The organism is Acinetobacter baumannii (assembly GCF_009759685.1).
GTDB classification, from domain to species: Bacteria; Pseudomonadota; Gammaproteobacteria; order Pseudomonadales; family Moraxellaceae; genus Acinetobacter; species Acinetobacter baumannii.
On the sequence record NZ_CP046654.1, the window covers coordinates 1,863,503 to 1,879,096 of the forward strand.

Annotated in this window: 13 protein-coding genes; 2 read left to right on the forward strand and 11 right to left on the reverse strand. The window is 39.1% G+C overall.

Annotated elements, in window-relative coordinates; all coding sequences use genetic code 11:
- Positions 1-200: 200 nt before the first annotated feature.
- The 4 genes from GO593_RS08875 to GO593_RS08890 all read right to left on the reverse strand — a co-directional run bounded on the left by GO593_RS08875 (position 201) and on the right by GO593_RS08890 (position 3,989).
- Positions 201-2,381, reverse strand: coding sequence for a PhoX family protein (locus GO593_RS08875; protein WP_000205462.1), 2,181 nt, complete (start codon positions 2,379-2,381; stop codon positions 201-203).
- A 173-nt stretch (positions 2,382-2,554) separates the two neighbouring features.
- The gene (tatC, locus tag GO593_RS08880; protein WP_001072722.1) at positions 2,555-3,325 is read right to left on the reverse strand and encodes a twin-arginine translocase subunit TatC; all 771 of its coding nucleotides are present in this window, start codon (positions 3,323-3,325) and stop codon (positions 2,555-2,557) included.
- Positions 3,322-3,759, reverse strand: a complete 438-nt coding sequence (tatB, locus tag GO593_RS08885; protein WP_000887766.1) for a Sec-independent protein translocase protein TatB — start codon at positions 3,757-3,759, stop codon at positions 3,322-3,324. The genes tatC and tatB overlap by 4 nt, the downstream gene beginning before the upstream one ends.
- Positions 3,760-3,770: 11 nt before the next feature.
- Positions 3,771-3,989: a Sec-independent protein translocase subunit TatA gene (locus GO593_RS08890; RefSeq protein ID WP_000908081.1), complete on the reverse strand. Its 219-nt coding sequence runs from the start codon at positions 3,987-3,989 to the stop codon at positions 3,771-3,773.
- 252 nt (positions 3,990-4,241) lie between these two features.
- Here GO593_RS08890 and GO593_RS08895 point away from each other — a divergent pair, with 252 nt between their 5' ends.
- Entirely contained in the window at positions 4,242-5,117 is an 876-nt protein-coding gene (locus GO593_RS08895) for an AEC family transporter (protein ID WP_001196406.1), read from the forward strand.
- Positions 5,118-5,309: 192 nt separating this feature from the next.
- Here the strand turns inward: GO593_RS08895 and rdgB are convergent, their stop codons facing one another.
- From rdgB to GO593_RS08930, 7 genes are all read right to left on the reverse strand, one after another.
- Positions 5,310-5,936 carry an RdgB/HAM1 family non-canonical purine NTP pyrophosphatase gene (rdgB, locus tag GO593_RS08900; RefSeq protein ID WP_000106725.1) on the reverse strand — a complete coding sequence of 209 codons (627 nt, stop codon included), beginning with the start codon at positions 5,934-5,936 and terminating at the stop codon, positions 5,310-5,312.
- Between the two features lie 168 nt (positions 5,937-6,104).
- Positions 6,105-6,692 carry a tetratricopeptide repeat protein gene (locus GO593_RS08905; RefSeq protein ID WP_000751692.1) on the reverse strand — a complete coding sequence of 196 codons (588 nt, stop codon included), beginning with the start codon at positions 6,690-6,692 and terminating at the stop codon, positions 6,105-6,107.
- Complete coding sequence (metW, locus tag GO593_RS08910; protein ID WP_001217230.1) at positions 6,689-7,282, reverse strand: methionine biosynthesis protein MetW; 594 nt, start codon at positions 7,280-7,282, stop codon at positions 6,689-6,691. The genes GO593_RS08905 and metW overlap by 4 nt, the downstream gene beginning before the upstream one ends.
- Entirely contained in the window at positions 7,282-8,442 is a 1,161-nt protein-coding gene (gene metX, locus GO593_RS08915) for a homoserine O-succinyltransferase MetX (RefSeq protein WP_000009640.1), read from the reverse strand. Before metX ends, metW begins: the two co-directional genes overlap by 1 nt.
- Positions 8,443-8,525: 83 nt before the next feature.
- Positions 8,526-10,223: a 2-isopropylmalate synthase gene (gene leuA, locus GO593_RS08920; protein ID WP_000978841.1), complete on the reverse strand. Its 1,698-nt coding sequence runs from the start codon at positions 10,221-10,223 to the stop codon at positions 8,526-8,528.
- Between the two features lie 458 nt (positions 10,224-10,681).
- Positions 10,682-11,365, reverse strand: a complete 684-nt coding sequence (locus tag GO593_RS08925) for a Fe2+-dependent dioxygenase (protein WP_001984475.1) — start codon at positions 11,363-11,365, stop codon at positions 10,682-10,684.
- 104 nt (positions 11,366-11,469) lie between these two features.
- A complete protein-coding gene (locus GO593_RS08930; RefSeq protein WP_001984473.1) occupies positions 11,470-13,701 on the reverse strand; it encodes a TonB-dependent receptor in 2,232 nt (743 codons plus the stop codon).
- A 414-nt stretch (positions 13,702-14,115) separates the two neighbouring features.
- Here GO593_RS08930 and tig point away from each other — a divergent pair, with 414 nt between their 5' ends.
- Positions 14,116-15,450 carry a trigger factor gene (gene tig, locus GO593_RS08935; RefSeq protein ID WP_001198432.1) on the forward strand — a complete coding sequence of 445 codons (1,335 nt, stop codon included), beginning with the start codon at positions 14,116-14,118 and terminating at the stop codon, positions 15,448-15,450.
- The last annotated feature ends 144 nt before the right edge of the window (positions 15,451-15,594 follow it).

Sequence of the window (15,594 nt, forward strand, 5' to 3'; positions counted from 1 at the left end):
CCTAAGTTAATAAAGAGATTGTTCTAAAAGTCTTCATGAGCTTAGTTTGTGAATGTGACGAGGCTTTGACGTTTTGATGATAAGTTAATGAAATATTTGACCGTTTAGTGAAAGGTTGAAGGAATTTTATTTTTTTAATGAGACTTTAAAAATAAAAGAAACCTGCATAAAGCAGGCCTCTTTTATAGTGTTGAAAGAAATCATTTCTTCACAACAGATGGTGCAATTGGGTCGGCAGTGATATAGCCAACTGCTGCTGCAAATTTATTACTGTAATTTGTATTAATTGCAGTATCAATTTGAGCGAGTAAATCTGCGCTAATACCAGTACGAACACCATCTTTTTCTTTGTAGAAACGGTTCCATTCGTCACCTGGATGCTGGAAGTTACTCATGATGTAAGTCCAACCGTTTACCTCGTCGACTGCATGTAGACCCGTCGATTCAGCACCTGCCGGTGTAGATAAAATACGGATGAGCTGTTTGGTATCAACGTTATAAGCCCATAAGAAGTTATTTAAGTGGTTACCAGAGTCTTCACCGATAAATAAAGTGCGAAGCTTTTCTGAGAACTTCAAGTTATCAGGGCTAGCAATTTGCTCTGGGTCAGCGGTGTTCCCTAAGCTGTCAAAGCTAATATCTTTACCTTTAATGAGAAGGTTAGATTGGCTAGGTACCCACTCACTATTGATTGCAACATTTGAGCTGTCTTTCTGTCCACCAGTTAATGTGTGCTCCAAAATACCACCAGCAGTGATTTTCGGGAATTTAACGTTGTGCTCAGCAAGATAACCGCTACCACCTTCAACCATTGAGTCGACAATATTAGCTAAAGCTGAATAAGCTTTTTTATCTGCAATATTGACTGTTGTGCCTTCATTTTTGGTCAATGCCATTGAAGCACCCATGTAAGCAGCATAACGGTGTGTTTCAAGGAAAGCCGCTGCAAGTTTAGTTCTGTCGCTATTATCTTTAAGCTTGAGATATACGCCAGTTTTACTTAAATAAGTAAATTTAAAACCTTGAGCTTCCAATTCTGCTTTTTGGGCAGTTTGTTGTAGTTTTAAACGCTCTTTTGCAGCTTTGGCTAAAGCTTGTTGTTCAGGAGTACCTTTGTCGCCTGCATCAATAGCCTCTTTCTCTGCTGTTGTTGCATCGCTTGGATATTTAGCAATTTGTAGAACTGACTCAAAAATATCAGTTCCTTTAATGCCGCTCTTGATGAGGTTTTCAATCTCGGCACTTGTTGCATGACCAAGTCTGATCCAAGAAATCTGACCAGTCGTTGTATCACTAAGTACTGTTGTATATTTTGCAACGTAGAGTGTACCTGCAGATAAATCTTTCTCCTTATCTGCAACGAACATAAATAGTCCGCCGTTGGTATAGTCATCACCCATTAACACAGTGCGGTTATCAGGAAAAACCTGTACAAGTTCGTGTGAAATACGGCCTAAACAATAGTGCTTTGTAACGCGACCAGTGCCATCTGCATTTACGGTAATTTCTGGCAAGTGGCCATAGTTATATGGATTGGCAATGTTTTCATCGCCATATATATTTTTACTGAAGGCTTTAAGTGTTGAAAGTGATTGACCTAATTTTTGGTCAAAAGCATCTGGTTCGTATTCTTCACTAGAAAGATGAGTTCCCCATGGAGATAAACTTGCACCACAAGTAATCCATAGCCCATGTGCACTTGAAGTATCAACGTTATGGTATTTAATTAAAGTTAAGTGACCTGTCTTTGGATCTTGATCTAAAGTTAAGACAGCAATCGGAGATGATAATTTACCGTAAGTATCACCACCATTTTGGTCTTTTGATAGATATTCAAATTGGACCACATGGAACACTGGGTTACCGGTTACACCTAATGCTTTTTTGTCAGCATCTGTGAAATCTTTGCCTGTTGCTTGTTTGAAACTAATGAGAGAACTACCATCTGGGCAGTCAGAGAAGAATTGACGTTCTTTACCTGCAACTGATTTATCAATAATTGGCTTATTATTAATATCGTAATAACCACCCGCGATGACTTTTCCTCCTTTACCATCAGGCACTTCTGTACCTGTTAAGAAGAATGGTTTGTAAGCGAGTTGGTATTCTGTTTTGCTGCCGTCTTCCCATGAAATAGCAAGTTTTGATGCACATGCTGTTGTGGCAATATCTGCTACCGTTGAAGGAGCTGGCATTGAAGTGAACGTTGCATTCTTAAAGTTAATTGGCTTTGACGGAGTGACAATAGATGAGTCGTTATCGCTATCGTTACAACCTGCTAACGTTGCTGCCGTAGCCATCGCACCTAATGGAAGAAAAGGGATCCCCGTAAACCATTTTAAAATATCGCGACGTGTTGGGTGGTTAGAAGCAGTGGTCATAATAAATCCGTAACTTTTGTGTGTATATTTGTTGAGTCGATTCTATGGATTGAAAATGACACTTTTCTTACATTTTTAAGTCACTTTGAAGACAGTTTATTGCTTTGTAGATTAAAAAGCGTTCTACATAAAAAAAGCCTGAACTTAGAAGTTCAGGCTTTTATATATTATTTTTATTCAGCAGAATGGGTTTTTCTCTTTTCAAGAATTTTGCCGAAGAGTAAACCTATTTCGAAAAGTAGCCACATTGGAATTGCTAGCATCACCATCGAAATCGCATCGGGTGGGGTAATAAACATCGCTACAAAGAAGCATCCTACAATAATAAAACGTCGTTTTTCAGCAAGGCTTTGCGTATTTACCACACCAATCAAAATGAGTAGCAAGGTCGCGATAGGAATTTCAAAAGTGACACCAAACACCAAAAATAGCTTTAAGCAGAAGCTTAAATAACTATTAATGTCGGTCATTGGGGCTACTGTTTCAGGTGAAACGCTAATAAAGAAATGTAATATGGCAGGCAGGGTAATGTAATAAGCAAAAGCGACACCTGCATAAAATAAAATAATACTACCAATCAGTAACGGCAGCGCTAAATGACGCTCTTTTTGATAAAGCGCCGGGCGAACAAAAGACCATATTTCATAAAGAATAAATGGCATTGCCAGCATGAGCGCAACAAATAAATTAAGTTTAAATGGCGCCATAAAGGTTGCTGTAACATCCGTTGCAATCATGGAAGATGAGGCAGGAAGTTGTAACCTTAGAGGCTCAGATAATAATTGATAAGTATGATTTCGAAAGGGCAATAAACAAAAAAATAAGAATAATGTTACCCCTACAATCCTAAATAAATGACGTCTTAAAACCACCAAATGATTCATGATTGGCATTTGGTCTAGGTTTTCTTGACTATTTACAGCGGTTGAAGGCAGTTGGTTCATACGGCAATCTTCAATTCAACAGGAGATGTTTCTGAAATATCAGTTTGAGGAGCCAAAGGCGTAACTTTAGTCAGATACGGCACTTTGTAATGGCCCGATATAGGAGTACATTTCCGAATAGGCTTTTGTGTTGTTTTAGCTGTTTCAGTTGTTTCTAAAGTTTCTGAAACCTGCTGTTTTTGTATTTCTTCAAGCTGTTGTTGTACTTTACGTTCTAATGCTTCAATGCGGTTAAGTTCCTCTTGCATTTCTTTGCGGAACTCAGACAGACGTAGCTCCTGATCAATCTCGTTTTGCAGATTCGTAATATAGCGTTTTAGTCGAACATACCAGCGACCTGCAAAGCGTGCAGCTTCCGGAAGCTTCTCTGGACCTAAAACTAAAATTGCAATAATTGCAAAACAGAGTAACTCTGTCATTCCTACATCAAGCATGGGTCAAACCTTTAGCTTTTCACTGATGTGCTTTCAGATGTTTTAACTTGTGCATCAATTGTACGAGGGCTATTTAAAGATGCAGCTTCGTCTTCTTCACGAACTGACTTTTTAAAATCTCTTACTGCACCGCCTACATCTTTACCGATATTTTTTAGCTTAGATGTACCGAACAATAAAATAACGACAATTGCGAAAATAACGACATGCCAAATAGATAAACCAGCCATGATTTTATACCTCTTTTTAGTTCGCTTTATATCAACAGGTTGCCATGACAGGAATGTGACATTTATATTTCATTTTTAAGACAATATTTATAAGTAGACACTTATGACCAGATTTTTAAGGATATTTTTTGGGAGGATTTTTAAATTTTATCGAGCTTCGTTCTTAGACGAATTTACTTGAAATAGATCATACATTTCAAAATCAAAAGGTGTAGCATAACAAGCTGATTTTGACGAGCGAGAGGAGAGAGCGTGGCATTATTACTGCCTGTATTGGCATTTATCACAGGACTTCTACTTGCTCAGACCTCCATTTCAGAAACCGTAAAACCTATTCTCTCAGCTTGGCTTGCACGACTCTTGATTCCGATTGTGATTATTTACAACATGGTCTTTTATCAATCGGGAAGCTTGAGCTTAATGCTTTTTAGTTTTGGTTCGGCATTCATTATTTTCTTTGCTTATTTGGCTTTGTTCAAAGACCGCTTATTGGCGCTTTGCGTAAGTTATACCAACATGGGATGGCTTGGTTTTCCTTTTGCTATGGCTTTATTTGGCCCTGAAGCAACTGCTCCAATTGTTGCTTTATATATTGGAATGTCACTTTTTGGCAATGCTTGGGCTGTGACTGCCGTTACTACGGCACCGCAAAGTAAGCTCAATATATTAAAAAAGGTTTTAACTTCTCCGCCTTGTATATCGATATTCTGTGCTGTTGTGCTCAGACTTTTAGGGGCCCAACATATCGAAAGCCCTGCTATACATTGGGTTTATGAGGTTGCTAAATTTGCAATGACTTTTGCAGGTATGTGTGTGCTTGGAATGTGGCTGCGCCGTACCAGAGTTTATACAAAAGATTTAATTTACAGTACAAAAGCTCAAGCATTTAAAGTGGCCTGTGGATTTGTACTTTGTGGATTAAGTTATAGATTTTTACCGATTCCAAATATAAGTCAGCAAATTGGAGTAATGTTTTTAATGTTCTGTCTGCCGCCAGCAGCCAATATTGTAGCTCTAGAAACTCATTATCAAGGGACGGGTAGATCTGCTGCTTATATCGCTTCAGGGACGATTGTGAGTTGTGTGTGTATTGCGATTTATGCGATGTTTTTACATGTAGCATTATAATTAATTTTAAATTTTCTTCCCCACATTTACTTGTGCGAAGGCGGCATGGATGCCGCCAGTTAGACTGTGGCACAGGGAAGTGCCATCAGTCTAACAAAAGATTTTTGCTTACTTTTCATCTTTGAAAAGTAAGGTTCGCCTATACAAAGTTTAATCTGTTTTAACGCTGTATAGTTTGGCCGTGTGATCAGCCTACTTCTGCAGGCTCTCTCTAAATAACTGCATCGCTTGTCCACGATGACTAATCTTATTTTTTTCTTCTTTAGACAACTCAGCACTAGAAACTTGAAGCTCTGGTAACCAGAACAGTGGGTCATAGCCAAAACCATTTTCACCACGTGGCGCTTCTAAAATTTCACCATGCCAGATGCCTTGGAAAATTTGTGGCAATGGATCTTCCGCATGAGTCACTAAAGCAAGTACGCACACAAACATACCTTCAATCGCTTCACCATTTTTACGAAATGGCAAAAGGTCATTTAATAATTTGGCATTATTCGCTGAATCGTCACCATGTTCTCCAGCATAACGTGCTGAATAAATACCAGGTGCACCTCCTAAAACCGGAACACAAATACCGGAGTCATCAGCCATAGCAGGTTTCCCTGAAATTTTAGAGGCATGACGCGCTTTAATAATGGCATTTTCAATAAAGCTTAAGCCGTCTTCAATGGCATCGGGAATATTTAGGCGACCCTGAGGAATAATTTCTACAGGCAACTTGAGCTGTTCAAAAAGTTTTTCAAACTCTGCGACTTTACCTTTGTTGTTACTTGCAAGGACTAAAGAACCCTGATCAAACCAATGTGGGGTAGACATAAGATAACCAAACTTTATAACCAATATTGAACGTGAGCTATGTTACGTGTTTTTTGAAAGGGGATATAGAGCAAAACAAATAGAATATAAAATTAGAAGCTTAAAAAACTAAAACCACCTTATAGATGATATAAGGTGGTTTTAGTCGAGTAAGTATAAGCTGGATTATTATTGTGCTTGAATCCATTTATCCGCGCGGTCACGTGCCATACGGATTTGCTCTTGAGTTAAGTTTGCAGCAAGAGCCGTCTTTTTACCTTCAGATAAGCTAATCACTTTATTGTCGAGCATGCCATCACGAGTTGAAAGTTCATACCACTGGTAAGCACCTACGTAGTTTTTCTTTTGCTCTTCCATCATCGCAAGGTTGTAGCTTGCACGGTTATCGCCGTTACTTGCCGCTTTTTCGAAATATTTACGAGCCATAGCTTCGTCTTTCTTAACGCCAATACCATCAGCATACATACGGCCAACATTTAATTGCGCAGGTGAAAGACCTTGATCAGCAGCAGCTTTAAACCATGCAAATGCTTGTTTATCGTCTTTTGCTACATCTTTGCCGTATTGATAACGTGTACCAAGATAAAACTGTGCTCCAGCTTGACCCGCTTGAGCCGCTTTTTGAAGGTCATGAATCCCCATTGTGGAGAAGCGCGCAGCTTGGCTCGCAACCGATTGTGGCTGGGCGATATAATCTGCATGAGCCTGCATACTTAGCAGTCCTGCAATTAGTGTGCTAAATAATGTCTTTTTCATAGTGCACTCACTCGATAAATAGCGACTTCACCAAACAAATTCGGAACATGTTTGCTTAACAGGCTTCCCTGCTGGTTTCCATTGACGGCGAGTCGATTAATAATTTGTATTTGATTTTCCGCACATAGTGCTTCGAAATCTTTAAACGTACATAAATGAATGTTGGGGGTGTTATACCACATATATGGTAGAGCATCCGATACAGGCATCATCCCTTTTAATGCTAGAAAAGAGCGAGTCTTCCAGTGTGCAAAGTTTGGAAAAGTGATAATGGCCTGTTTACCCACACGCACCATGTCTCTTAATAAAACATCGGGTGCATCTACGGCTTGCAAAGCCTGTGCCATAACCACATAGTCAAAAGACTGGTCGGCAAAACGGCTTAAACCGAGATTCAAATCTTGTTGAATAATATTTAACCCGCGACTGACGGCAATTGCAATCTTTTCTTGATCAATTTCTAAACCATAAGCACGAATTTGATGCTTTTGGCTCATATGAGCGAGTAATTCACCGTCACCACACCCTAAATCGAGTACGCTAGAGCCGGGTTTAATCCACTTTTCTGCCAGTTGTTGATCAATACGCATTAGCTTGCCTCCAGTGATGTCGATTTTAAATGTTCTTCACCGCCTAAGAAAGCGCGCAGTGTTTTGACATACAGTGGAATCGGGAATAAGAACGAGTCATGACCTTGTTCAGCATCAATATCAAGATAACTTACCGGTTTATGATTGGTAATGAGTGCATCTACAATTTCTTGTGAGCGGCTTGGTGCAAAACGCCAGTCAGTGGTGAATGAGACAATCAGGAACTGGCATTTGGTTTTACTCATCGCTTCTGTAAGCGAGTGGCCATACTCACGCGATGGATCAAAATAATCCAAAGCTTTGGTCATAATGAGATAAGTATTGGCATCAAAGTTACGACTGAACTGTTCACCTTGATAACGGAGATAACTTTCGACCTGAAACTCGACATCAAAACCGTACATAAACTTGCCGGATTTTAAATCACGACCAAATTTTTGTTTCATGGCTTCTTCAGAAAGATAAGTAATATGGCCAACCATACGAGCCAAAATTAGACCACGCTTCGGATAGCTATCATTTTCCAAATAACGGCCATGATGGAAGTCTGGGTCGGACAAGATGGACTGACGTGCCACTTCGTTAAACGCAATATTTTGTGCTGAAAGCTTTGGCGCACTGGCAATAACGACACATTTTTGTAAACGGTCAGGGTAGTCTACCGACCATTGTAACGCCTGCATGCCACCCAAAGAACCGCCGACCACCGCATACCAGACACTTATTCCTAAGCGGTCAGAAAGCATGGCTTGAGTTTTGACCCAGTCACGGACCGTTACTAACGGGAAATCTGGACCATACGGGCGATTGTCATTTTCAGGATTTGGTGAAGTTGGACCGGTTGATCCACTACATCCGCCAATATTATTAAGCGCAACTACAAAAAATTTATTTGTGTCGATTGCCTTGCCCGGGCCAATACAGCTATCCCACCATCCAGCTTTTTTATCATCTTCATGGTGATAACCCGCTGCATGATGATGTCCGGAAAGGGCATGGCAGATTAAAATCGCATTTGATTTATCTGCATTTAAAGTGCCGTAAGTTTCAACCATTAACTCAAAGCGCGGTAAAACACGGCCACATTCAAGATGTAAGGGTTCTTCAAATTGGAACTTTTGCGGAGTGACTAACCCCACTGAGTCAGCTGGAAAAGACACGGGAACATTTCGCCTTTTAAATCTTTCAGGAATAAAAAGAAAGGATACCAAGCTAGGTATCCTTTCCAAAGTCTTTTTTTTAATTAAACAGCGGCGGCAACAACCTGATCTGTACTTAAAACACCTTGATCAATCAAACGGTTGGTACATGCAATAATAGCTTCAATAGATGAAGTGACTGTATTGTCGTGAACCCCTGCACCAAATGAGCCTCTGCCTGTACCTTTCACTTGAAGTTCAATTAAGGTTAATGCTTTGGCATTTGCACCTGAACTAATACTGCGTTCTTCGTAGTTCAATACATCAATTGGTAATTGAAGTGCATTTAAGAATGCAGAGATAGGACCATTACCTTCGCCACGTAATTGTTGAGTTTCACCTTCAACATCAATCTCAAGTTCAATAATTTGAGTACCATTAATGTCAGATAACTTATAGTTTTTGACCGTGTAATGGTGGTTTTTCACTTCAACATACGTGTCTTTAAATAAGGTCCAGATTTGTTTAGCGCTAATCTCTGTACCATTCTCATCAGTATATTGTTGAACAACTTGACTAAATTCGATTTGTAAACGACGAGGCAATACAACGTTATAGTTTGATTCTAATAAGTAAGCGATACCGCCTTTACCAGACTGACTATTCACACGAATGACAGCATCATAGTCGCGGCCCAAATCTTTTGGGTCGATTGGTAAGTAAGGCATATCCCAGATTTCTTCGTTTTTCTGGTATTCAAAGCCTTTTTTGATTGCGTCCTGATGCGAACCAGAGAATGCAGTAAATACCAAGTCACCTGCATATGGATGACGAGGGTGTACAGGTAAACCAGTACATTCTTCAACCGTTGCAATGACTTCATTAATATTAGAGAAATCTAATTCTGGTGCTACACCTTGGGTGTACATGTTCAATGCGATAGCAGCAACGTCAACGTTACCGGTACGTTCGCCGTTACCAAATACGCAGCCTTCCACACGGTCGGCACCTGCCATAATGGCAAGTTCTGATGCAGCAATACCACAGCCACGGTCATTGTGACAGTGAACAGAAATAATGACGCCATCACGACGTGCCAAATTACGATGCATCCATTCGATTTGGTCTGCATAAACATTTGGTGTGGAAACTTCGACAGTCGCAGGTAAGTTCAAAATAACTTTATGATCTGGGCGTGCATCCCAAATTTCTGTAACCGCATCACAGACTTCTTTTGCTACTTCTAATTCAGTTGCAGAGAAGCATTCTGGGCTATACTGGAAAATCCAATCAGTTTCAGGATATTGCGCAGCATATTCTTTCACTTTCTGAGCTGCATTCACCGCCAACTGTTTTGCACCATTTACATCTACATTCAACACTTTTTGACGGAAGGTTGGAGAGTTAGAGTTATAAATATGCACAATTGCGCGCTTAGCACCTGCTAAAGCTTCGAAAGTACGCTCAATTAAATGGTCACGTGCCTGAACCAATACTTCAATGTATACATCATCAGGAATATGATTTTCTTCGATCAACATACGAGTAAAATCGAAGTCAATTTGAGACGCAGAAGGGAAGCCGATTTCAATATGTTTAAAACCGATTTTTACAAGCATTTTGAACATTTTGAACTTTTGTTCCATGTTCATCGGTTCAAAAATTGCTTGGTTACCATCACGTAAATCCGTGCTCATCCAGATTGGCGCTTTTGTAATTTCATTATTTGGCCATTGGCGATCTGGTAAATCGACTCGCTGGTACATACGGCGGTATTTTTTGCTAGGGTCAGCCAACATCATGAGAAAACTCCTTATCTCGTAGCACGGTTGCGTCAAGTATCGTGTGAAAGGCAACGTCTACAGTTATATATGGTATCTAATACAGAAAAATTAAAGGGAATTTGAAAAGGTCTGCTCTAAAATACAGACAAAAATTTATACGCGCGCGAGGCGCAGCATCAGGAGTTCGAGATGATGTCTTGCTTGAGTAGGCTGGGCAAACAAGTGATTCGTTTTCATCTATAGACCATGTAATAGTAAGTTTGGTGGTTTGCTAATATGCTTATTGTTTAGATATATCACATCTAAACAATGATTACACGTTGTGCAAAAGTCTTATACACATTTTAATTTTAGTGTTCAGAAAATAATTTTCTAATTTTGCATTGTTCTATATTTTATCGAAAATAATTTTCATTATTTTGCCTTATTGAGATAAAAATAATTGATTAGACTAAATAAGGCAAAAATAAATAGAGTTATAGTTCAGCCCACTTACGCATCAAGTTATGGTAAAGGTTGGTCAGTTTAATGACTTCGCTATGATTGTCACCTAGCTGCATTCTTAGGTTTTGTACTGTTTGATCTAGGTTAAAAAGCATATGTCGTTCGGCATCATCACGCACCATACTTTGCACCCAGAAAAAAGAAGCAATACGACAGCCAGAAGTAATTGCTGTCACTTCATGCAAACTGGTAGATGGATATAAAATCATATCTCCTGCTGGAAGTTTGACTTCGTGATAACCATAAGTGTCTTCTACGACCAGATCACCACCTTCATATTCTTCAGGTTCGCTTAAAAATAAAGTACATGACAAATCGGTTCTAAGTCGTTCGTTTGTACCACGTATACGACGGATAGAGTTGTCTACATGAAAACCAAAAGACTCCTGATTTTCATAACGATTAAACAGGGGAGGGATAATATCAAGTGGTATTGCAGCAGATAAAAATAATGGGTGAGTGCCTAATGCCTCAAGAATAATATTACTCAGATGGTGAGTAAGCGGATGATCTTCAGGTAATTGCTGATTGCGTTTTACAGTTGCAGAGAGTGTACCAGCGGTTACTTTGCCATTGACCCATTCAATTTTGTCCATTTCATTACGAAAATATTGGACCTGTTCTTTACTCAATACATTGGGAATATGGTGGATCACGGTGATACCTGCGAGTAATAATAGTAGAAAATTAAAATAGCCTCTAACAAGAGAGGCTATTTTATATCAGAAACCATAAAAATATTATGGGATTCTAAGTTAACTTAGTATTTAAAGTTAACTGCTAGAACTGCACTACGGCCTTCTGCTTCTGTTGCATAGTGAGAAGCGTAAGCTTTAGTGAAATAGCGCTTATCAGATAGGTTGTTGATATTTAATTGAAGATCAACATTTTTATTTACGTTGTAACGTGCCATCGCATCGTAACGTACGTAAGATGGAACCCATTTAGTATTTGCTACATCACCATATACTTTGTCAGAGTAAACAGCGCCAGCGCCTACCGTCAATTGTGGAAGTACTTTATAGGTAGTCCATAACGTAGCAGCTTGCTTAGGTACGTTTGGCATTTGGTTGCCATTATAAATGGATTGGTCAGTACATTTTCCGCTACGGCAAGATTTACCATTTTTGGTTAGTTCACTGTCTAAATAAGTGTAGCCAGCTGAAATGTTCCATTTATCAGTAATTTCACCATTTAAGCCTAATTCAAAACCATCAACTTTACTTTCACCTACATTTGCATAAGTAGTTGGGTCGATTTGTACACGTGTATTTTGTTTTTCAGTACGGAAAATAGCAGCTGTTAAATTTAGGTGGTTATCTAGGAAATCCCATTTCGTACCGATTTCAAATGTTTGTGCCTCTTCGGGATCAATCATTTGATTATTGGCATTAATTGTTTCGCTATTATCCCCCCAACCTGCATTTAAGCCGACTGGACTAGCTGAGGTTGCATAGCTTGTATAAATTGAGCCATTCTCTGTTGGTTTAAATGTAATGCCCGCTTGATAGGTCACGAAATCTGAATTATTTTTTGCTGTATAGGCCGCTGCACTAGAAGTAGCTAAGAAGTTTTGTTCAGCTTCAAACTTATCCCAACGCAGGCCAAGATCTAATAACCATTTTGGTGTGATTTCAATATTGTCGAGTAAGTAGACAGAAGTACTTTCTACAGTTGCATCAAAGTCTGGGCGTGCTTGTAAACGGTCAACAAATGGCTTTTGAGTTGGACCATTGAGCGAAGTACACCAATTTGTTGATAAGTCTGAACAATCGCTATAGAAGCCAGTACTAGAAACATTACCTTTGGCATCAATAATGTTATAGCCGCCTTTATCAGTTTTTTGTTTGCTGTACTCTGCTCCTACATTAAATCTGTGCTTTAAGAAGCCAGTATCAAATTTACCTGTAAGTGCTAATTGATCGGTAAATGTCTCACTATCTGTAATAGCTGAGTTCAAACGATGCCAAACAAGACCTTTGCCAACATTACCTTTTGAGTCATCTGGGTTTGTCCAGACATAATCATTTTTTGATTTGGCATACATGGCCGTATTAGTAATAGTTATATTGTCGGTAAGGTCGTGTTCTAATTTAATTGTACCGATGTGATTTTCTTGCTTTTGAAAATCTCGATCTTTCCAGCCGTAATATGTACCTTGTTTGACTTCAGCCGGTTTACCTTGAGCTTTTCCAAGAGATGAATCCCAATAAGGAATACCTGAATCAGGTTTATCATCAGTTTGTAAATAATAGTAGCTCAAAGTTGCACGTGTCGGTGTATCTAAGCCAAAAGTAATACTTGGTGCAATACCAACACGTTTATATTCAGCCCCATTACTTTGGCCAGCCTTTTCATTTTGATGTCCCAAAACAGCTACACGTGCTGCAATGCCATTTCCAAAGTCTTTATTACCATCTAAAGTGATACGTTGGTAGTTATCAGTACCAGCGGCTACTGAGCCTTCTAGAAAATCACCCTTTTTAGCTACCTTGGAAATCATATTGATGCTGCCACCAACTGAACCTGCACCACCCATTGCTGATGCAGAACCTTTGGTTACCTCTACTTGCTCGACCGCAAACATTTCACGGTTTTGTGAGGTAGAGTTGCGGATACCATCAATATACATAGAGCTTTCTGAACTATAACCACGGATGAAAGGTCGATCACCATTCGGATTACCGCCTTCACCTGCACCTAAAGTAATGCCAGGAACAGTACGCAATGCATCTGCTAAAGTTGTTACTTTTGTATCTTCTATAAGTTGTTTTGAGATAACTGATACTGATTTAGGAGTATCTAGAAGGGGAGCAACAAATTTAGAGTTTGCTGATTGATCAACCTTTAAAGATTCTTCTTGAGTCGCTTTAGTATGGATAGTTGGTAATTGCGAAACTGCTTCTTGCGCCATCGCAGTTGTTGCTATCATCGAGAGCGATGAGGCGATTGCAGAGGAAACAATTTTTTTACGTGTTCTAATCAATGACATGACTTTCAGGACTTAAATATAAACGTTATGCGAATAATAATAATTCTTATTTATATGTACAGTTTGTGTTAATTGGATTTGCCGATAGAATTATGAAGGAAATGTGAAAGTTTTAATCACTTTTAGTTGCAAATTGGCCCTAATTATTTGATTAAACTTAACTGTTTGGAAAATCGATAACTTTATTAAAATTAATTGTAATTTTAGATTTGTAAAGAATAGTTAAAAAATTACTTTTGCTTAACGTTGCATTAAAAAAAATTAAAAAATCATAAAATTACTGTGAAATTTCCTAAAAATACGTCCTTCAATTTTATGATCTGATCGGTTAATTTTGTATATCTTGAAAGTTGTCATATAATACAGCACTTTTTTAAAAACTGTTCCTACTAACTAATTTTTATCGAGGAAGCCATGCAAGTAACGACTGAAGCGGTTTCGGGCGTTGCCCGTCGTTTAAATGTTTCTGTACCGACGAGCCGTATTAACGAGCAATTTGAAGCTCGTTTGAAGCGCACTGCCAAAACTGTGAAGATCAACGGCTTCCGTCCGGGCAAAGTACCTGCAAACGTTGTTCGCCGCGAATACGGTGCAAGTATTTATCAAGAAGTTGTGAATGACATCATTCGTGACAGCGTATTTGAAGCAATTCAACAAGAAAAAATCAATGCGGTAGGTATGCCGAACATTGAGAAAGTTGAACATAAAGAAGATGCTTTAGTTTTTGAAGCAACTGTAGAAGTTTATCCTGAAGTTGAAGTAAAAGCATTTGACGGTTTGGAAGTTGAACGTAAAACAGCTGAAATTAAAGACGCTGACGTTGACACCATGATCGAAAACTTGCAAAAGCAACGTCAAACTTGGGCTGTAACCAAGGGTATGGCGAAAAAAGACATGCAAGTGACTTTTGACTTTGAAGGTTCTATCGACGGTGAGAAGTTCGAAGGCGGTTCTGCTGAAGACTTTAAACTTGTGTTAGGTTCAGGCCGTATGATTCCTGGCTTCGAAGACGGTATCATTGGCATGAAAGCTGGTGAAGAGAAAGTTATTGATGTAACTTTCCCTGAAGATTACCAAGCTGAAAACTTAGCGGGTAAAGCAGCTCAGTTCAAAATCACTGTGAAGCAAGTTGAAAAGCCTAAACTTCCAGAGATTGATGCTGAATTCTTAAAAATCTTCGGTGTTTCTGAAGAAGAAGGCATTGAAAAATTAAAAGCTGACGTTCGTAAAAACATGGAACGTGAAGTTCGCAATGGTTTACGTAACCAAGTTAAACAAGCTGCATTTGATGCTCTTGTTGCTGCTAACGAAATTGAAGTTCCAGCTGCAATGGTTGCTCAAGAAATTGACCGTCAACGTCAACAAATGGTTCAACAGTTCACTCAACAATTTGGTGGTGCAGGCGCGCAATCTTTTGACAAGAGCATGCTTCCTGACGAATTGTTCAAAGAACAAGCAGAACGTTCTGTTAAGCTTGGCGTATTGGTAAGCAAAGTATTAGCTGATGCTAAACTTGAAGTTGACCAAGCACGTGTTGATGCTTACATCGACGACATGGCTTCTTCTTATGAAGATCCAACTGAAGTGATTGAATACTTCAAAAATGATGCTCAACAACGCGCTCAAATTGAAGCTGTTGTGTTAGAAGATCAAGTTGTTGATCACATCTTAGCTTCTGCTAAAGTGACTGACAAAGCAGTATCTTATGAAGATTTATTGAAAGAACAACAAGCTCGCCGTATGGGCTAATCTTTTGAGAAGTCAGGAAAAGGCGCTTTAGGCGCCTTTTTCATTTTTAGGTATATGGTTAATTTGAGTACGTCTTAAGTACTTAGGTATAAATAATATAATATTTCAGTGCGAACCTTTTGCAATTTGAGAAATTATCCCGCA